Raw genomic sequence first — 18,239 nt, forward strand, 5'->3', positions numbered from 1 at the left:
ACCACAATGCCCTGGCCTTCAGCCGAGTCCGCTGGCCTCGCCGGGCGCCACTGCGTCGTTGTCGCGCCTGGCAGGGGAGTGACACTTCCCTGCGCATGACGCCTGGCAGTAGTGTCCGGCAGACTCCCGCAGAGCGTTGTGGTAATTAATCAGAGTCTCACAAGACGGGAGTGTGAAAATGATTATCGGGGTTCCCAAGGAAATTAAAACGGAAGAGTATCGGGTTGGAATGACACCGGCGGGAGTCAGAGAGTTGGTCGCCCGCGGTCATACTGTATTAGTGCAGCAGAGCGCCGGAGAGGGCGTCGGGTTGACGAATGAGGCCTATCAGCGCGCCGGTGCCAGACTGACCGAGGGTCGCGACGAAATCTTTGCGGACTCGGACCTGATCGTCAAGGTGAAAGAACCGCAGCTGGAGGAATGCGCACTTCTGCAGAGCGGGCAGACGATTTTTACTTATCTGCACCTGGCCGCCTTTCCTGTCATCACCGGGGCGTTACTGGATAGCGGCGCCTGTGCGATAGCTTACGAAACAGTGACAGACCCCCGGGGCGGGTTGCCGCTGCTCACCCCCATGAGTGAGGTTGCCGGCAGGATGTCTATCCAGGCAGCGGCCCGCTTCCTGGAAAAACCCCAGGGTGGCAGTGGCGTTTTGCTGGCCGGCGTCCCTGGCGTAGCCGCTGGTAAAGTGCTGATTCTGGGTGGTGGTGTGGTCGGGAGAAATGCGGCGCAGATGGCCGTGGGATTGGGCGCGGAAGTGACTGTTCTGGATAGAACCGCGGAGAAGATGCGCGAGCTTGAAACTTTGTTCGGCAATCGCGTCAGAACCCTGTATTCGTCGGAGGAGGAGATAGAGCGGCAACTGGCCAGCTCTGATGTAGTGGTCGGTGCCGTGCTGGTTGCAGGAGCCGCCGCTCCACGACTGGTGAGCCGGGAAATGCTTAAGTTAATGCGACCGGGCTCGGTTATCGTAGATGTTGCCATTGACCAGGGGGGCTGCTTTGAAACCAGTCGGGCGACCACTCACAAAGATCCTGTTTACGAGGTGGAAGGCGTACTTCATTATTGTGTGGCCAATATGCCGGGCGCGGTACCCAGGACTTCGACGTTCGCCTTGACCAGCGCGACCCTGCCTTTCATCATTGATCTGGCCGAGCAGGGCCCCAGCGCAAGCATGAAGACCAATGAGCATCTTCGCCATGGTTTGAATATTTTGAGGGGACAGGTCACCCATAAATTCGTGGCAGATGCGCTGGGCAAAACTTTTACTTCACCCGATGATGCATTGCAGTGAGGTTTTCTGTGGTATCAGGTCCCTGTATCGCTGAAGCATAACATCGTTGGCCGACGGAAACGTTGAAGTCTGACCCCTGGTATGGGAAATATCTCCGAGCGGGTCAGTGCGGATCAGTCCGGGGGGCGAGTGAGTCTGTCTGGCCCCCTGGACAGGGTTCCGGCGCTCAGTAAACTTCGAACAGACCGGCTGCACCCATACCGCCGCCAATGCACATCGTACAGACTACGAATTTTGCCCCCCGACGCTTACCCTCCAGTAGCGCATGGCCCACCATGCGCGCACCACTCATGCCATAAGGATGCCCTATTGAAATGGCGCCCCCGTTGACGTTCAGCAGATCGTCGGGAATGCCCAGTTTGTCCCTGCAGTAGATTACCTGCACAGCGAAGGCTTCATTAAGCTCCCACAGGCCGATATCGTCGATACCCAGGTTGAAACGTTGTAACAGCTTGGGGATTGCGTAAACCGGTCCAATACCCATCTCATCCGGATCCAGCCCGGCGACCGCGATGCCGCGGTAGGCGCCCAGTGGTTCGAGACCTTTTTGTTCGGCCAGTTTGCTGTCCATGAGCACGGAAGCAGAGGCACCATCAGACAATTGGCTGGCGTTACCGGCAGTGATGCTGCCGCCCTCGATTACCGGCTTCAGGCCATTCAGGCCATCAAGCGTGGTTGTCGGACGATTGCCTTCGTCTTTGTCCAGAGTCACGTCATGAATGCTCTGCTCCCTGGTTTCCTTGTTGACGAGAATCATCTGGGACGTCAGAGGTACTATTTCATCCGCAAACTTGCCCGCTTGCTGGGCTGCGGCAGTTCGTTGCTGACTCTGCAGGGCATACTCGTCCTGCGCGTCACGGGAAACTTTGTAACGCGCGGCAACCACTTCGGCGGTTTCCAGCATGGACATGTAGGCATGTTCCGACTGGGCGATGACGTTGGGATCCTGGGTGCGGTAGTTGTTACGGTGCTCGTTCTGTACCAGGCTGATGGATTCCAGGCCGCCGCCTACGACGATGGGCATATTGTCGGTGATGATCTGTTTCGCTGCAGTGGCGATAGCCATCATGCCGGAGGAACATTGGCGATCAATGCTCATGCCGGAAACTGTATTGGGTAACCCGGCAGCAACCGAGGCGGTCCTGCCGATATTGTAACCGGAGGAGCCCTGTTGCATCGCACAGCCAAGGATTACGTCGTCGACCTCTCCCGGCTCGATTCCGGCCCGCTGGACGGCTTCGCGAATGGCATGTCCGCCCAGCGTGGGCGCCTCAGTATTATTGAAGGCTCCCCGATAGGCCTTGCCAATTGGAGTTCTTGCGGTGGACACGATTACGGCTTCTCTGGTCATGGCATTTTCCTGATTGATGTCGTTACTTCGAGTAAATCATTGCGACGATGCTCTCTATCGCATTGCGGGCCAGTTGTACCATTTCCTCATCGGTTCGATCCTGGATGGGGTGGGGTACATAGACGCTGGCTGGATTTATACCCAGGGACTTTGCCTGGGCATTGGCGGCGTCAATAAACTCGGTGGAGGCCACGAAACCTGCCGGTACGCCACGGCTTTCGAGGGTCATGATGTCATGCAAACTGCACGAGGTACATGAACCTCAATCAGCCAGCCCTTCAATGACCGCATCACACTCGACGCTGATCTGCTGGCTGAGTTCAGTGGGTGCGACGCGCGTGAAAGTGGGCTTGCTGTAGCGTTTGACGGTGGCTCCCAGCTGAGATAGCTGGGTTTCAACCTCGTCGAGGAACTCCTTGCCGCGAGGCTTGGAAATATCCAGCAGACCTATCGTCTTGCCGGCCAGGGATGTCAGCCTCGCATTGAGCTGACGCGCAGCGGGCTGTAGTTCCGAAGTGGGATCCAGCAGCATGGTAGACATAATTTAAACCTCCTGAGGGTTTCTTATTCGATGAGTAACACGCGCAGAGTATTCGTTATCGGTCTGGCCGGAAAGTCGGAAGTGGTTGTGAAACCAGCTGACTGCCTCGTTCGCCTGACGCTACCCAGCCGGCAATGATGGCAGAAAAGAAACCAGCAGTTCCGCCGGCAGTCAGTATGTGCAGGCCGTCTTCCCGGAATTTGGCTACCGGCTTGTCCCTGAACTGAGCGGGAATGCCCTCCGCAATTCCATGGGCACCCCTGACTATGTCTGCGCCAGGAGTCAGCAGGGCTTCATAGATAGCTTCCTTGACCTGAGACTTGGTCCACCCGCCTTCACGAAAAACCCGCCGGTGTTCCGGTGATAATACCAGCAGGGCATCGGTCTGCATGAAAACTTTTGCATGGGATACGGTCCGCAGACTGGCCGCCAGGCTTCGTGCCAGGGACTCCGGGGTACGGGATTGTTGATCCATGACGGGTTGTACACCGGATCCGGCGAACAGGCTGACGACGGATTCATCCCGATCATAGCCGCGGTCCATGGCAAGACTGGGCCAGTCAGTGTCGCTCTCGTCTTCGGCGAAACAGAATGTATACTTGCCCGGAGTGCCCAGTGTGGCCCGGTCTATGCCTCCAGGGCGCCCGCCGCCAACGTTCTGAATCAGCAACTGCAGGCTGCGGCCGATGGTGGCGTTGGCCCGGTTGCCCTGGCCCAGGGCATTGATGCCGGAATTCATGCCGATACGTTTAGCAACCGGCCCATTAACGATGATGACCGGTGATGAAAAATAGGTCGTACAAAGCAGGCCATGCATGCAGAACGGCTCCTGCAGCGCGGCTTCGATGCTGGTCAGTACCACTGGGAAATAATCAGGCTTGCAGCCGGCCATCACCGCATTAACTGCGGCTTTTTCCACGCTGCAGGGAGCATAATCCGGCGGGATCCTGCCGAGCAGATCATCCCCGTTCCGATTTGTGGCCGCCAGCATGCGTGTTACGCGCAGGGGCGTGGGGGGAACAACCGGCAGACCATCTGTCCAGCCTCGTTCGTAGCAGGCCTCAATGATGTCCTCGCTATCGTCTATGGTGACAGCTCTGGATGCGAGCCTGGATTTGCCAAACTTGACCGTCAGGGCTTCATGCGCGCCCGGCTCCCGGGTTTTCGACCCGCATCCGGGCTTGAAATTCGGGAGATCCACCCCCAGTTCCGGCATGGACAGAAAATCCTGCCACTGCTTTCTGTCCCAGCCGAAAATTCTTTCCTGCTCCCGATTTGAGGCAAACCTGATCAGCGTGGGAACGATTTCAATTTCGTGGTGGAAGGAAAATTCAAGATCCGTGTCGTCGATTCGATTCGCCAGACTGGTGGGGAAATCGGGATCGTCCTGAACATAGACTTGCAGGGCCGAACCGAGTCGCTCGCTGAGCGTGCGGGTAATCGGCTCGATCAGCTGACAGGTCGCGCACTCTTTTTTTAGTACCAGGGCATACTGGCAGTCTGTCGCGCTGTTCACTGGTAAGGCCCCCCGCCTTGGAATAGTGCGTGTTCTTTAGTGTGCCGCTAGTGTAACTTACTGTCCGGAACCGTGGCAAAGAAGGATTCTCTTACAGTGAGCGCGAGCGCCCTGATCTCATTACTGACCCTGCTGGCCATACTGGTGGCGGTTGTCTTTCGGGTTGGCTTCTGGCCTCGCATTCGGCTGCAGCGCATTCGTGCTGAGGCGTTTCCCCCGTCATGGCTCGAGATTGTCAATCGGCGACTGCCGTTCTTTCGTAATATGCCTCAGCCCATGCGGAAGCAATTGCTTGATTTAATCAAGATTTTTCTGCATGACAAGCGCTTTGTGGGTTGCGCGGGCCAGCAGATTGATGACGAGATCCGCCTTACCGTGGCGGCGCAGGCCTGTTTGCTGCTGCTGAATCGTGAAACTGATTATTACCAGATACTTGACTCAGTGTTGGTCTATCCATCGACCTTTGTGGTAACCCGGGAGGTGCGAGACGAACTGGGCCTGGTTTCCACAGGCCATTCTGCTCTGCTGGGCGAGTCCTGGAATCAGGGCAAGGTTGTGCTGGCCTGGGATAGTGTGGAAAAAGGCGTGCGGAATCTCCATGATGGTCACAACGTTGTTCTGCATGAATTCGCCCATCAGCTTGATCATGCTTCCGGGGCCAGCAACGGAGCTCCGCTGTTGAATACGCGGGGCGCTTACAAAAGTTGGGCGCTTGTGCTGTCGCGAGAATTTGAAGAGCTGCAGCGGGACGCGAAGTCAGGCAGAGTCAGCCTGCTTGATCACTACGGAGCCACGAACCCGGCCGAGTTTTTTGCGGTGGCTACTGAAACATTTTTTGAACGGCCGGAACAAATGAGGGCCGAGCATCGGGAGTTGTACGTGGAATTGGCCGGTTTCTACCAGGTTGATCCTGCCGCATGGCTCTCTGGAGGAGCCGCTGACTAATCAGTGGCTCCTTAATAAATAAAACCGAGCGCGGAGATTCCAATGAGGATATTGATAATCATGAAGACAGAAGAAGTCCTCGACATTACTTTCCAGAGTTGTGGACCTTTGTAGGCCGCCCGGATACCTGCCAGCAACAAGGCTGTATACGCCAGCATCAAGGCGACGATGAACAGGAATCGAAACCAGTTTTCACTATCAACAGCCTGACCTCCCGTAACGAAGAAAACGCCGGCGCCGATAAAATAAAAAATCCAGTAGGTGATGGCCAGACCATAATCGCCGGCGAGAAGCCTGGCAAGAAAGGATCTGTCGTCGATTTGTTCCAAAACTGTTCTCCTGTTCCCGAGTACTCCGAGTGCCTTAAGTGTAACCGATCTATTGAGTCGGGAAAAAGCAATAAATCATGTCAGCGTGACTGGAAATCAGCGCGTGTGGCGGGTCCAGGCAGCACAATTTGTAACATCTGCGGGATCGACTTTCCAGTAAGCATGGCAGCTTTGGATTTTGCAACGAAGCGCGGTCACCAATTCCGCGAACAACAGCTTCGACGCGCCGCCAGAGGCTCCTTAACTCTTTGTTAAAAATAATAAATTCAGGGCAGTTAAAGAAGCCCGGGGCCTTTGAGGGTAACCCCTTGAGTTCCAGGTCTGCTGTCAGGCTTACCGCACTGCTGACTCTGTCAATTCGCTTCCACACTGGCCAGTACAGGGGGGCGTGGGCTCGGCACTTGAAGCGGTGATCAGGTGCTGCTGAATGGCGAAATAGCTGCCGGGAAGATCAACAAAACCCGCAGCATGTTGCAGCGAATCAATGCCGATCAGGTAAAGTGCATTGAAGTGATGCGAGGAACCTCCGGAGAGTTGGATGTCCGCGGCAGTCGCCAGGTGATCAATGTTGTTCTGATCGAACAGATTTCCAATGCCAGCTGAATAGTAATGGCTACGCGGACCACGAAGTTGAGCCGGGTGAAACAGTCTCTGGCGGTGGTCAGCGCGGCAAATTCAATAACCTTGTCAGAGTCCTTAGGGGCTTCACACCAAACGATGAAGTGCGTCAAGCGCAGATCTGCGAACAGACCAGTTGTCTATTGCCAGCCCATTGCCGCAGTCGGTCAGAATCATTCGCAGTTTCCAGGCAACTCGATACGTACGAGAGTGCTTTTCCATGTAAAATACCGGGCCCGATGGCAGTAAACTACCAGGAGATCGATCGTGCTGACCAATGTGCCAGGAAAAATTGCCACCCTCGTGGCACCCTTCTTAATGACGCTTCTCTCAAGCTCCCTGTTTGCAGGGGACGCTGAGCGATTACAGCAGATTCTGGCCGGTGAGCACCGTTCATCCGCCAATAAGGCCAGGGATGCGTACCGGCACCCGATGGAAACGTTGGAGTTCTTCGGCTTGCGATCAGACATGGCGCTGATTGAAATATTACCCGGTGGCGGCTGGTATGCGGAAATTCTTGCGCCATTCATGAAAGACTCCGGCACCTACTACGCCGCGCACTTTTCTCCCAATTCGCATCTCGACTATCAGCCTCGTATGCTACGTGCCTTCCAGGAACGCGTGGCAAGTGACCCGGAGAACTATAGCGGCACCGTGATTACCCACCTCTATCCGCCGACAGAAATCGATATCGCCCCGCCCGGGTCGGCTGATATGGCACTGACTTTTCGCAACGTCCACAACTGGATGACGGTAGGTACCGAGAAGGAACATTTTGCCGCGTTTTATCGGGCGCTGAAGCCGGGTGGAACGCTCGGTGTGGTAGAACATCGGGCTCCGCAGGGCAGTAGTGTGGAATTTATGATAGCCACCGGGTATGTGGATCAGAATCATGTGATCAGGCTGGCCGAGCAGGCAGGGTTTGAATTTGTGGCGTCTTCTGAAATCAATGCCAATCCTCGGGATTCCAAAGATTATCCGGAAGGTGTCTGGACACTGCCGCCAACTCTGCAGATGGGTGAGCAGGAGAAAGGTAAATACCTGGCGGTGGGTGAGAGCGATCGTATGACGCTCAAATTCATCAAGCCGATGGATTGACCGGGTCAGGGAGTACGTTTTTTCTTACTGGATTTTTTGGCAGGGTGGCGCTTTCCTGCAGCCTTCAGCGCAGCTTTTCGGGGAGCGGCAGCCTTGACCGATTTCTTTACGGCGCGGGCCTTGGCGATGACGCGCCGCCTGGCGGCTGCTTTCCTGGCGCGCAGGGCTTGGGCAATCGCCTCCTCGCGAATTTTCTTTTCCCAGTCCCGTTCGAATTTTTCCAGCACCCGGGCCCGCGCTGCCAGCTTGCGATCAAAGGGTTTGGCTGCATACAGTTTACTCTGAGCGGTGATCAGTGTATCCCTGGCATCGCCGAGAGACTGTGCCAGCAGCAGGCTGGCTGCACGGGCTTTCTTCAGCTGGTTGTTTGCTGATGCGGTGCCCTTGACCCTGGCCGCTACCGCGGCTTTGGCAGCGCTGGTACGGGCTTCAGCCAATCGAGCCTGCACTGACTTCAGTTCCCTGCGGGCCAGTTCGACTGCCTGTTTATGAGCTGTCAGGTAGGATTTTCTGGCTTTGGCCATGCGTTTCTGCAGGGCGTGAAACTGCTCTTCCAACTCTTCAATACTATGTCTGTTCGGCTCGTTGGCAGGTGCCAGGATAGTCTTTGTCGTTTTTACCATTGTCATTGGCCAATGAAACAAGACCCTGTCGTAAATTTTCAGGGTTCTGCTATTTATCGGCCATTTTTGATCTGCTCATTAACTACCGGCCGCTGTATGCCGGTGACAGGAAACTCGTTTACTCGTAACGCAAGGCGTCGATCGGGTCCAGATTGGCAGCTTTGGCCGCCGGCAGGATTCCGAACAGTATGCCCACAAACGCACTGAATCCCAGTGCCAGGGCGGCTGCCCAGAAAGGGATTGCAGCCGGTGGGAAAGAGGGGATGTTGGTTGCGATCAATGAACCCAGGCCAAAGCCTATGGCAAGTCCGACCAGTCCACCAAGCAACGAGAGCAGCAGGGCCTCTATGAGAAACTGCAGCAGGATGTGATGGCGCTTGGCACCTATCGCCTTGCAGATGCCAATTTCACGAGTCCGCTCGGTCACCGAGACCAGCATGATATTCATGATGCCGATACCGCCAACCAGCAGCGAAATGCCGACGATACCGCCGATGACAATGGTTACCACGGCCAGAATGGAATCGAATGTTGCCATCATCTGCTCGGCGGTTTCGATGACAAAATCGTCCTCATCGCTGCTATCCAGGTCGTGGGCACTTCTCAACAGCAGGGAAAGTTGGCTGGTGACGTCATCCACCTCGACACTTTCGCTGAGGCTTAACTGTATCTGGATGTCAGTGCGGGCCTGATTTCCCTGCAGGCTCTGCATGGTTGAATAGGGGACCAGCACCAGATCATCCTGGCTGAACCCCATGATGTCGCCCTTTGGTTCCAGCAGGCCGACGATTTTGAACCATTCCCCACCCAGTTCCACAAACTCATTAACTGGATCGTCCGGCAGGTTGAGATTGTCCCGTACCTTGTCGCCAATCACGGCAACCCGGCGCCTGGTCAGATTGTCGCTGTTGGCGAGAAAGCGACCTTCCGAGGTAAAAAACTGGGCCACGTCCTGATAAGCATAGGTAGTGCCCATGATCTGACTGAAGGCGGTCTGTGAGCCATATTTGACCTGTGACGCACGGGAGGCGAAGAGGATGGGGGTGATCGAGGCGATACCATCCACGCGCCGTTCAATCAGATTCAGATCGTCAGGAGTCAGTCTGGCGCTGATGCCCTGCATCCGGTCCTCCAGTGGTGTGTAGGACCTTACCGTGAGACTGTTGGTGCCCAACGAGGCAAATTGTTGACTGACAAAAACCCGCAGCCCCTGGGTGATGGATACTACGGCAATGACACTGGCAACGCCGATGACGATGCCCAGTGTGGTGAGAAAACTCCGAAAGCCGTGGGCATAAATTGACGCCAGTGCGGAACGGCTGCTCTCGAGTAGTGCGAATAACATACTAGAACTGTTCCGCAGTCTGGCTGCTGTCGCGGTAGATTTTGCCGTCTTTCATCTCTATTAGCCGTTTGCAGTGCGCGGCGATCTCATCTTCATGGGTTACCATGATGACCGTGTGCCCTTCGTCATGGAGTTCGTCGAATAACTGCATGATTTCCACTGTAGTTTTCGAATCCAGGTTGCCGGTTGGTTCGTCGGCCAGCAGAATGGACGGGTGAGTGACCAGCGCTCGCGCGATGGCGACCCGCTGGCGCTGCCCCCCGGACAGCTGATTGGGCAGGTGATCTGTCCGGTCTGCCAGGTTGACGCGCTGCAATGCCTGACGGGCCTGCTCACGACGTTGCCGGAACGGAATATTGCGATAGACCAGTGGCTGCATGACATTGCCCAGGGCTGTGGCCCTCGGCAACAGGTTAAAACTCTGAAAAATGAAGCCTATTTCCTGATTACGAATTTCTGACAGTTGGTTCTGATTCAGGTTCGCGACGTTGTGATCGTTCAGGTGATATTGACCGCTGGTCGGGCGATCAAGGCAGCCCAGTATGTTCAACATGGTGGACTTGCCGGACCCTGAAGACCCGATGAACGCCACATATTCGTTACGCTCAATAGCCATGGTGATGCCATCCAGGGCCCGCACCAGCTGGGTTCCCATCGCGTAATGCTTGGTAATGTTGTTGAATTCAATCAGTGCCATAGGAACTCTGATGCGAGGGCTATCTGGCTAAGTCACTCGAGTGCAGGTGCATTCCCTTAAGGCTGGAATATCTGCTACTCGACTCGGGTAACATCGAGGCGGTCTCCATCCAGGAGATGTCTGAGCTCCCGGTTAGGACCCACTACTATCTCGATGTCTCCATCAATATCTGTCGTGAGTTCCTGATACTCGTCGTCAGAGAGACCGACACTCACCTGTGTTTTCCGGGCTACGCCATTGTCGTTGATAAACAGGTAGTGTTCGCTGCGAAGCGCCGAGCGGTCTTCTTCAAACAGGATGGCTTCAATGGGTACCGCCGCCACCTCCCGATCCTGGCGTGTGAATATTTCTGCGCGACAGGACATGCCGGGCCGCAACACCACGTCTCCGGGGTCGGAAATATCTATTTTCACCGTAAAGGTGAGGCCCTGGCGGCCGGCTTCAACTTTGGCCGTGTTGGCTATGTAACGGACGATGCCCTCCATGGGTTGATCCGGATAGGCGATAGCGAAAATTTCTGCCCGTTGACCGATGGTGATGTTTGCCACATCTGCCTCGTCCACCAGCACCTCGACATAAATACTGTCCGGATTGGCGATAGTCATCAGAGATGAACCGGGGATGTTGGTTGAGCTGGCAATGGCTGTCTCGCCGACTTTAATGTCCAGGCTGGTTACTACACCGTCCAGCGGAGACACGATCTGAGTCTTGCTTAACTGGTCCGTGACCTGTTCGAGCTGGGCCTCGGCCTGCCGCAGCCTCTCCCGGGAGGATTTCAGGTCGATCTCCGCCAGAGCCAGCTGATTGGTGATGGTGTCGTATTCCTCGTCGCCAACCATCTTACGCTCATGCAGGCTGCGAGTGCGTTCATGCTGGCGTCGCAGGTTATCAATCCTGACTTCCTGGCGTTCAATATCGATGGTATTCAGCCGCACAGCAGCTTCGCTTTGCTCCAGGCTGGCCAGCAGGTTCTTATCGTCTACCTGCAGAACCAGCTGGCCCCTGGCAACTTGCTGACCTTCTTCCACATACAGCTCGGAAACCTTGCCGATAATCTCGGAGCTCAGCAAGACTTCTTCTTCGTGAGCAAGGAAGCCTGAAGCCAGGATAGAGGGACTTATCACCCGCGTGGCTATGGTCGCCACCTCCACTTCCTTGGCGTCGGTACCGAAAATAGCGCGGTTAATGAAGGGCAGGGCGATCACTGACAGGGCTATGGCGATGACCAGAGCGAGTTTCTTCAAGCTCATCCAGGAGGCTCCGCTATTCGATTTGAATTGCCAGTACAGGAAGACAACATATTATTGTGAATCGTCACAGTAAAGTACCACAATGTGATTCAGGTGAGAGCGAAATTCGTCCAAATGCCGAAAATCAGCAGGTAGGGTGTCAATACAGTGGCTGATGCCCGTTGAACGCTTGTTCCAGCCCATTGTCGATAGCCGGCTACCAGTAGCGCCAGGCTCCAGAATTGCACCAGGCTGAGAGCTGCAAACACCTGATTAAGTGACTGGTTGTCCGATTGCATGCCCAGGTTATAGAGACTCAGAGCATTCAGATCATAATTGCTGAGTTGTCCGCTGGGGTTCAGTAGGATGGTCACTGCCATCGACATTGAAACAAACAGGCTGGGAAGGTTGGTCCAGCAAACCAGGGAAAACCACTGCCGAAAGCGCAATTCATCGCCCCGCAGTGCGGCCACCAGACTGAGGTACGCAGTCTGCAGGAGATAGATTGCCAACAGGCTGAGAGCGCTGCCCAGCACGCCAATCAGTAACATGCCCCGTTTTGACAGCGCCGCCATGCCTTCTCGGGCTTCTTCCAGTTCCGCACCTTGCAGGTCGGGTATGCGACTCAGGGTATCGTCGATATACCAGTCAAAGTCCAGAATGGCGAAATACCACCCAGTGACCAGCATAACGCTGACTAACACCGTGCTAAGGGGTAGAAGGCTGCTGGGGTGCAGGCGGATGGCGCTGAAGGCCTGGGTCGGCGCGGTAATAATATTGACCGCGGTAGTCAGCGGGTTACTGCCACCTACGTCGCTGTCATTCTCCTGAGGATCCAGCTCGGGCATTTTCGGCTCCCGGTGATGATCGAGTTGGAAAGTATACAGGATTCGCCTGTCCTGCAGTTGCTTCCGGGCGGGTTTGCTTGCCGGAATCTTTCACTGTGACAGGGTGATCGCCAGGGGGCGAGGGTATTCGACCTGCCTACTGATCAATCAGAAAGCGTGCCAGTTGCTGTCGAAGCAGGCGGATTTCCGCCTGCAATTGATCTCGCTCGTCCAGTAACTGGGCGACGATGGCAACGCTGGACCAGTCAAGCTCCAGATCGCTATGCAGGCGCAGGGCCCGTTGTATTGTGCAAACCATTTCCAGGTCGAACAACCAGTCAGCGGGGTGCTGGCCCCCGGGATTGACTATCCCGTACTCAACTATGTCAATGCAAAGGGTTTCGCTCACCTCCAGCTGCTGACAGACGTCTTTCAGTGTCAAAGAAATGGAATATTCAGTCATGACCCGCTCCCCAGATTTTCGCGTGGATCGAAGTCAGCCCGGTCGGCCAGCTGAGCCCAGAGCTCCCGTGCGCGCTGGTCAGATTGCTCCGGCATCACGACCTTGAGGATAACATACAGATCGCCAGGGGATTCTTTGGCAGGCAGGCCTTTTCCTTTGACCCGCAGGCGGGTTCCCGTCTGGCTGTCAGGCTTGATGGTGAGGTTGATCTTACCGCTGAGGGTCGGCACCGTGACAGTAGCGCCCAGCGCGGCCTCCCAGGGCGTTACTGGCAGGGTGAGGCTGAGGTCTTTCCCCACCACATCGAACAGCGGGTGGGGCACCAATCTGATGCGCAGGTACAGATCGCCCGCCGGACCGCTGCCAAATCCAGGGCCACCCTGACCGCGCAGACGGATCCGTTCGCCATCGGAAACTCCTTTGGGTATTTTTACCCGCAGGGTCTTCGTCACATCCTCCAGGCGACCGGCATCGCTATAGTGCGGCAGGCGGTATTCAATGGTCTTGGTTTCTTCCTTGAGGGTGTCCTCAAGGAAAACCGGCATGTCGACCTCCACATCCTGCCCGCGAGTGGAATGATAGTCTTCCGATCCGGTAAAGCCGCGACTGCTGCGGCGGGTGCCGCTGAACCCACCGCCAAATATGTTGTCGAAAAACTCGGAGAAATCGCCATGGGAGGCGGACGCCCCGCCGCCGAAGCCCTCCCAGTCGGGCGGTGGAGTAAACTGCTCGCCCTTGCTGCCGTAGCGGCGCAACTTGTCGTATTCGGCACGCTTGGTGTCATCGCCCAGAACCTCGTAGGCTTCTGAAACTTCTTTGAATTTTTTCTCGGTGTCGTGTTCTGAGCTGACATCGGGATGGTATTTGCGCGCCAGGCGACGATAAGCCTTTTTTATCGTTGGCTTGTCATCATCGGGCTTTACGCCGAGAATGTCGTAATAATCTTTAAATTCCATTCCAGCTTCCCGCTGCCAGTTTTCGTCGCCTGCCGCATAGCTCTGTCAGAGTAACTATGCCAGGACAGTTATGTCAGGAAACAGACAGGCTAGCAATAGCCATTTTATGGTGGCACCAAGCGAAAAATTCAATGACCCACCGTGATTCTGTTTCTTACAGCCAGTTAGTGCGCAAAGCGTGGCCATTGATCCTGGCTAATTGTTCTGTGCCGCTGCTCGGACTCGTCGACACGGCCGTGCTGGGTAATCTGGGCACGCTCTATGACCTTGGTGCTATTGCCCTCGGTGCATTGATCTTCAGTTTCGTGTACTGGGGGTTTGGCTTCTTCCGTATGGGCACCACGGGTTTCGTCGCCCAGGCCGAAGGCAGCGGCGATGGGCCGGAAGTCAGGGCTGTCATGCTGCGGTCACTGATCATGGCCTTGCTGCTGGGGGTTATTCTTACTGGTCTGCAAGTCCCTCTGGCGGCGATTTCCTTCTATCTGCTTGGTGGAGGAGAGCAGGTGGAGGCGACAGCCCGAAGCTACTTTATGATAAGAATCTGGGGAGCTCCGGCTACTCTGGGTACATTCGTCCTGGTCGGTGTTTTAGTGGGCCTGGGCGAAAGCAAAAAGTTGTTACTGGTCCAGCTGGTACTGAACCTGTTGAATATTCTGCTGGATGTTCTTTTTGCCGGTTATCTGGGGCGGGGAGCCCTGGGGATCGCAACTGGCACGCTGCTGGCAGAGTGGATCGCCTTCGGCTTTGCCTTGCTGCTGGTAATCCGCTTACTGGAAAGGCGCCATCACGATGGAGAAGACTTTCTGGTCAGGGCCCGTTTAAAGGACAGAAAGCGGGCGCTGGCCATTCTGTCCGCCAATAGCGATATTATGCTGCGGACAGTGATGCTGGTGTTTTCGTTTGCCTGGTTTACCAATCAAAGCGCGCGTTTTGGCGATATTGCCCTGGCAGCGAATCATGTTCTGTTGCAACTGGTTTCGTTCTCGGCATTTTTTCTCGATGGTTTTGCCTTTGTCGGTGAGTCCCTGGTAGGCAAAGCCGTGGGAAGCGGAAGCCGGCCGTTGTTCGATCAGGCAGTTTACCGGACCACCGTGCTGGCTTGTGTTACCGCATTGCTGCTGGCCGTGTCTATACTGGCTGGTGGGCAACACCTTATTGCGCAGTTGACAGACATTGAACAGGTTCAGAGTGTGGCAGCAGGGCTGCTGACTTTTGCCGCGATCTATATACTGCTTTCGGTTGCGGCGTTTCAGCTGGACGGTATTTTTATCGGTGCCACTTGCACGGCGCAGATGCGTAATGCCTCTATCACAGCCACTGGTGTATTTCTGGTTGCCTGGTGGGTATTAACCAATCGTTACGGAATAGCGGGCTTGTGGGTGTCTTTCATTCTGTATGTTTGTGCCCGGGCCTTGACGCTACTTGTCTATTACCCGGGGTTGCGAAAATCAATCAGCTGATTGCTGGTGGCTGTCGGGTTGTCGCTCCGGTGGCAGGATGTGAGGTTCCAGGTACATCTTCTCTGCCTTGCGACCGAGCATCATGACTTCACCCTGATAACGTTCTTCGCCGGTTGAGGTGAACTCAAATCGGTATCTTCTTCTGAAGCAGGCCGACCCTTTTGCATCTCTGGCAGGGACAATACTCTTTATCACCATGGAGTGATCCAGCAGTTGCAAGCCCAGTTTCCGGCAATGGCTGTTCGCAAGCTTGAGCGCTTCATTCTTTACCAGGTCGCTATGCCACCAGAAGGCCGCCAGAGCGGCAATCAGGGTCAGCCAGACCAATACCGAAAGACTCAGCATGAAGTGTTGGTGCTCCCTGGATCAGCCAGCTGTTCAGTTACAGAAAGTATCGAAGCGGAGTGTCTATGCCTGGTGGGGCCCCGGCTCAGCCGGCCCGATGGGCAAGATAGCGCTTGATCTGTGGCTCCAGGATCTCCAGAGCGGTCTTGTCACAGGGTGGTAAAGAGGCGGCGCTTGTTTTCAATGGTTCAACGCGCTCCCCCCATTTCACCAGTCCGGCGCCCCAGGTCAGGCCGGCGCCGAACGATGCCATCAGCACATAGTCACCCGGCTTTATGCGCTTTTCCTCCAGGGCTTCAGTCAGCGCCACGGGTATGGTGCCAGCCGAGGTGTTACCGTATTTGTGCACATTGACCATGACTTTTTCAGTGGGGATATCGAGACGTTTGGCCAGCGCATCCAGAATTCGCTTGTTGGCCTGATGCGGAACAACGACGTTAACATCCTCAATAGTCAGGCCGGTCTGCTCGAGTACGGACTGGCAGGCCTGTGCCATGCTTTTGACCGCCCGCTTGAAGACCTCCTGGCCATCGAAATTCCAGCCCACGAACAAAAATTCATCGTCAAGGCGGCTGTAGCAACTGCCGAGATTGGTGATCTGTATTGCGTACTTGGCATCGGCTTCACAACCTATTTTAGCGGCCAGCAGACCTGTCTCTTCATCGCAGGCCTCTAAGACCACCGCCCCGCAGGCGTCGCCAAAGAGAACGGCAACATCACGACGGGACCAGTCCATGTAGTGACTGATAAATTCGCCGCCGATGACCAGAACCTTTTTATGGGCTCCGGCTTTGATCAGGTTGGTGCCGATATGCAGCCCGTACAAAAAACCAGTACAGGCGGAATTGATGTCTATTGCAGCCGCGTTCCTGGCGCCAAGTGCATCCTGGATGATCGAAGCGGTATTCGGACACAGGGAATCCACTGTCAGACTGCCCAGCAGGATCAGGTCGAGTTCGCTGGGGTCCAGGTCAGCCGCTGCCAGGGCATGGCGAGCAGCCACCAGCGCCATATCGGAAAAATTGCTGTGGCAGATACGCCGTTCCCTGATGCCGGTGCGAGTGGTAATCCATTCATCCGAGGTTTCCATGAATGTTTCCAGGTCTTTATTGCTCAGCACGGCTGGAGGTACACATTTACCCCAACCGGTGATCTGCGCAAACTGCATAGAAATTCTCCCCATCACCCTCGGTTTTCTTTACTATCAGGCACTGGTCATTTGAAACCTCCGGCCGGTGACCGCAACGCTTCTCGATCATCTGTCAGGGGTTACACAGGCCTTCAGCGGCTAAGCCGTCGAGCATACTGTATTTTCAGGGAATACGGTAGTCGCATAGCCGGTCTGGGTAGGTTAGAGGAAGGGTTTGCCCAGGCCCTGACCAGGCCCAAAGTACAAGAAACTTTGCCATGAAATCACTGTTTTCACACCTGCTCTTACAGAGTTTGATTCTGCTCGTTATCGGGGTTGGAGCATTGCGGCCGGCTGAGGCGCAAAGCCGGTTCGACCATGCCCACAATAACTGGGATGCGCTGTTACAGCGCCATGTCGTTGAGATTTCTGGTGGCGTGGCCAGCCAGGTCGACTACCGCGGGATGCTGGCCGACAGGGAGGATCTGCGCAGCTACCTGGATACTCTGGCAGCAGTCGAACGCGAGCAGTTTGAGGGCTGGGCAGCAACTGACCAGCTGGCTTTTCTCATCAATGCCTACAATGCATGGACAGTGGAGCTTATCCTTGGCGAGTACCCGCAACTGGATTCTATTCGTGATCTGGGCTCGCTGTTCCGTTCACCCTGGTCGCGAAAAATCGTGCCTCTGTTCGGTACGCAGGTTTCTCTCGATTACATTGAGCACGAGCTGATCAGGGGGGCGGATGGTTTCGCCGAGCCCCGCATACACTTTGCAGTCAATTGCGCCAGTATCGGGTGTCCAGCGCTGCGGCCATCCGCCTATGTGGGAGAACGACTGGAGCAGCAATTGGAAGCAGCAACGCAGCTGTTTCTGGCCGACAGGACACGAAATCGACTGGACGGCAATACGCTGCGAGTCTCGGAAATTTTCGACTGGTATAAGGAGGATTTCGAGCAGGGGTGGCGCGATACCTGGTCTGTGGCGCAATTTCTGGTGCGCTACAGTGATGCCCTGGGATTGCCCGCTGAAGTGACACAGGCCCTGGCGCGGGACAGCGTGCGTATTCGCTATCTGAACTACGATTGGAGTCTCAATGATCGGCGCCGATAGGCAGCTGGCAGTTTTGCCGGCTATCTCTCTGTGCTAGACTCGCTGGCGGAAGAGCGTCATCCCCGGTGGGGTGCCCGGACTTCAAACCCGGTGAGATCCGGCCTAGACGGGTCTGGTGGGTTCGACTCCTGCCTCTTCCGCCATATCACCGTCCAACCTCATCCCATAAAGACTGTATCTCTCGGTAAATCAAGGAAAAACCCTTTATTTACAGCCTTTGGCTGTCCAGCAAAATCCTGCAAAATTTACAGCGCATTGTAAGCTGTGACACGTAACCGAATTGGGGGCTCATGTCATGACAAGAACCTCAATGCCGTTGAGTGACTCCCGGATGCATTTCCGCCAGTTACTGTAACCTCAG

The 18,239-nt window shown here is 55.5% G+C and carries 19 protein-coding genes and 1 tRNA gene; 7 read left to right on the forward strand and 13 right to left on the reverse strand.

All coding sequences use genetic code 11. The annotated features are described in order from the left end of the window. Nucleotides 1-178 precede the first annotated feature (178 nt). Complete coding sequence (gene ald / locus R3F50_13280; GenBank protein MEZ5491276.1) at nt 179-1,294, forward strand: alanine dehydrogenase; 1,116 nt, start codon at nt 179-181, stop codon at nt 1,292-1,294. 166 nt (nt 1,295-1,460) lie between these two features. On the opposite strand, the gene R3F50_13285 is transcribed toward ald, so the two are convergent. The 3 genes from R3F50_13285 to R3F50_13295 are packed head-to-tail and all read right to left on the reverse strand — an operon-like array spanning nt 1,461 to nt 4,702. Beyond that, complete coding sequence (locus R3F50_13285; GenBank protein MEZ5491277.1) at nt 1,461-2,645, reverse strand: acetyl-CoA C-acyltransferase; 1,185 nt, start codon at nt 2,643-2,645, stop codon at nt 1,461-1,463. A 22-nt stretch (nt 2,646-2,667) separates the two neighbouring features. Next, nucleotides 2,668-3,186, reverse strand: coding sequence for a UGSC family (seleno)protein (locus R3F50_13290; protein ID MEZ5491278.1), 519 nt, complete (start codon nt 3,184-3,186; stop codon nt 2,668-2,670). 55 nt (nt 3,187-3,241) lie between these two features. Further along, nucleotides 3,242-4,702 carry a thioredoxin gene (locus tag R3F50_13295; protein ID MEZ5491279.1) on the reverse strand — a complete coding sequence of 487 codons (1,461 nt, stop codon included), beginning with the start codon at nt 4,700-4,702 and terminating at the stop codon, nt 3,242-3,244. 96 nt (nt 4,703-4,798) lie between these two features. Between R3F50_13295 and R3F50_13300 the strand changes: the two genes are divergently transcribed. Further along, entirely contained in the window at nt 4,799-5,647 is an 849-nt protein-coding gene (locus tag R3F50_13300) for a zinc-dependent peptidase (protein ID MEZ5491280.1), read from the forward strand. Nucleotides 5,648-5,658: 11 nt separating this feature from the next. On the opposite strand, the gene R3F50_13305 is transcribed toward R3F50_13300, so the two are convergent. Then, nucleotides 5,659-5,976 (reverse strand): hypothetical protein, encoded by a 318-nt coding sequence (locus R3F50_13305; GenBank protein ID MEZ5491281.1) that lies wholly within the window; start codon nt 5,974-5,976, stop codon nt 5,659-5,661. 417 nt (nt 5,977-6,393) lie between these two features. On the opposite strand from R3F50_13305, the gene R3F50_13310 reads away from it, so the two are divergent. Together R3F50_13310 and R3F50_13315 are read left to right on the forward strand one after the other, a co-directional pair. Beyond that, the gene (locus tag R3F50_13310; protein MEZ5491282.1) at nt 6,394-6,579 is read left to right on the forward strand and encodes a hypothetical protein; all 186 of its coding nucleotides are present in this window, start codon (nt 6,394-6,396) and stop codon (nt 6,577-6,579) included. Between the two features lie 282 nt (nt 6,580-6,861). Beyond that, nucleotides 6,862-7,692, forward strand: a complete 831-nt coding sequence (locus tag R3F50_13315; protein MEZ5491283.1) for a methyltransferase — start codon at nt 6,862-6,864, stop codon at nt 7,690-7,692. Between the two features lie 5 nt (nt 7,693-7,697). Here R3F50_13315 and R3F50_13320 read toward each other — a convergent pair whose 3' ends face one another. From R3F50_13320 to R3F50_13350, 7 genes are all read right to left on the reverse strand, one after another. After that, nucleotides 7,698-8,315 carry a hypothetical protein gene (locus R3F50_13320; GenBank protein ID MEZ5491284.1) on the reverse strand — a complete coding sequence of 206 codons (618 nt, stop codon included), beginning with the start codon at nt 8,313-8,315 and terminating at the stop codon, nt 7,698-7,700. A gap of 118 nt (nt 8,316-8,433) precedes the next feature. Beyond that, nucleotides 8,434-9,660, reverse strand: a complete 1,227-nt coding sequence (locus R3F50_13325; protein ID MEZ5491285.1) for an ABC transporter permease — start codon at nt 9,658-9,660, stop codon at nt 8,434-8,436. 1 nt (nt 9,661) lies between these two features. Continuing rightward, on the reverse strand, nt 9,662-10,357 hold the full coding sequence (locus tag R3F50_13330; GenBank protein MEZ5491286.1) for an ABC transporter ATP-binding protein: 696 nt from the start codon (nt 10,355-10,357) through the stop codon (nt 9,662-9,664). A gap of 74 nt (nt 10,358-10,431) precedes the next feature. Then, on the reverse strand, nt 10,432-11,607 hold the full coding sequence (locus R3F50_13335; protein MEZ5491287.1) for an efflux RND transporter periplasmic adaptor subunit: 1,176 nt from the start codon (nt 11,605-11,607) through the stop codon (nt 10,432-10,434). An 89-nt stretch (nt 11,608-11,696) separates the two neighbouring features. Continuing rightward, complete coding sequence (locus tag R3F50_13340) at nt 11,697-12,434, reverse strand: YIP1 family protein (protein ID MEZ5491288.1); 738 nt, start codon at nt 12,432-12,434, stop codon at nt 11,697-11,699. Between the two features lie 136 nt (nt 12,435-12,570). Next, on the reverse strand, nt 12,571-12,876 hold the full coding sequence (locus R3F50_13345) for a chaperone modulator CbpM (GenBank protein ID MEZ5491289.1): 306 nt from the start codon (nt 12,874-12,876) through the stop codon (nt 12,571-12,573). Next, nucleotides 12,873-13,832, reverse strand: a complete 960-nt coding sequence (locus R3F50_13350) for a DnaJ C-terminal domain-containing protein (protein MEZ5491290.1) — start codon at nt 13,830-13,832, stop codon at nt 12,873-12,875. The genes R3F50_13345 and R3F50_13350 overlap by 4 nt, the downstream gene beginning before the upstream one ends. A 131-nt stretch (nt 13,833-13,963) precedes the next feature. Between R3F50_13350 and R3F50_13355 the strand changes: the two genes are divergently transcribed. Continuing rightward, a complete protein-coding gene (locus R3F50_13355) occupies nt 13,964-15,292 on the forward strand; it encodes an MATE family efflux transporter (protein MEZ5491291.1) in 1,329 nt (442 codons plus the stop codon). On the opposite strand, the gene R3F50_13360 is transcribed toward R3F50_13355, so the two are convergent. Both R3F50_13360 and R3F50_13365 read right to left on the reverse strand, forming a co-directional pair. Next, complete coding sequence (locus R3F50_13360; protein MEZ5491292.1) at nt 15,281-15,637, reverse strand: DUF3301 domain-containing protein; 357 nt, start codon at nt 15,635-15,637, stop codon at nt 15,281-15,283. The genes R3F50_13355 and R3F50_13360 overlap by 12 nt on opposite strands. Before the next feature lie 85 nt (nt 15,638-15,722). Continuing rightward, a complete protein-coding gene (locus R3F50_13365) occupies nt 15,723-16,811 on the reverse strand; it encodes a ketoacyl-ACP synthase III (GenBank protein ID MEZ5491293.1) in 1,089 nt (362 codons plus the stop codon). Between the two features lie 233 nt (nt 16,812-17,044). Here R3F50_13365 and R3F50_13370 point away from each other — a divergent pair, with 233 nt between their 5' ends. Both R3F50_13370 and R3F50_13375 read left to right on the forward strand, forming a co-directional pair. After that, nucleotides 17,045-17,878 carry a DUF547 domain-containing protein gene (locus R3F50_13370; protein MEZ5491294.1) on the forward strand — a complete coding sequence of 278 codons (834 nt, stop codon included), beginning with the start codon at nt 17,045-17,047 and terminating at the stop codon, nt 17,876-17,878. Nucleotides 17,879-17,925: 47 nt separating this feature from the next. After that, nucleotides 17,926-18,021: transfer RNA gene (locus tag R3F50_13375), tRNA-Sec, on the forward strand. The last annotated feature ends 218 nt before the right edge of the window (nt 18,022-18,239 follow it).

The sequence above is a fragment of the Gammaproteobacteria bacterium genome, from assembly GCA_041395725.1.
Classification (GTDB): domain Bacteria; phylum Pseudomonadota; class Gammaproteobacteria; order Pseudomonadales; family Pseudohongiellaceae; genus NORP240.

Bases quoted from the DNA above. Each gene is read 5' to 3' on its own strand.
- R3F50_13285 (MEZ5491277.1), bottom strand. From the start codon at position 2,645: ATGACCAGAGAAGCCGTAATCGTGTCCACCGCAAGAACTCCAATTGGC.
- R3F50_13370 (MEZ5491294.1), top strand. From the start codon at position 17,045: ATGAAATCACTGTTTTCACACCTGCTCTTACAGAGTTTGATTCTGCTC.
- R3F50_13325 (MEZ5491285.1), bottom strand. From the start codon at position 9,660: ATGTTATTCGCACTACTCGAGAGCAGCCGTTCCGCACTGGCGTCAATT.
- ald (MEZ5491276.1), top strand. From the start codon at position 179: ATGATTATCGGGGTTCCCAAGGAAATTAAAACGGAAGAGTATCGGGTT.
- R3F50_13340 (MEZ5491288.1), bottom strand. From the start codon at position 12,434: ATGCCCGAGCTGGATCCTCAGGAGAATGACAGCGACGTAGGTGGCAGT.
- R3F50_13355 (MEZ5491291.1), top strand. From the start codon at position 13,964: ATGACCCACCGTGATTCTGTTTCTTACAGCCAGTTAGTGCGCAAAGCG.
- R3F50_13345 (MEZ5491289.1), bottom strand. From the start codon at position 12,876: ATGACTGAATATTCCATTTCTTTGACACTGAAAGACGTCTGTCAGCAG.
- R3F50_13330 (MEZ5491286.1), bottom strand. From the start codon at position 10,357: ATGGCACTGATTGAATTCAACAACATTACCAAGCATTACGCGATGGGA.
- R3F50_13350 (MEZ5491290.1), bottom strand. From the start codon at position 13,832: ATGGAATTTAAAGATTATTACGACATTCTCGGCGTAAAGCCCGATGAT.
- R3F50_13335 (MEZ5491287.1), bottom strand. From the start codon at position 11,607: ATGAGCTTGAAGAAACTCGCTCTGGTCATCGCCATAGCCCTGTCAGTG.
- R3F50_13320 (MEZ5491284.1), bottom strand. From the start codon at position 8,315: ATGGTAAAAACGACAAAGACTATCCTGGCACCTGCCAACGAGCCGAAC.
- R3F50_13360 (MEZ5491292.1), bottom strand. From the start codon at position 15,637: ATGCTGAGTCTTTCGGTATTGGTCTGGCTGACCCTGATTGCCGCTCTG.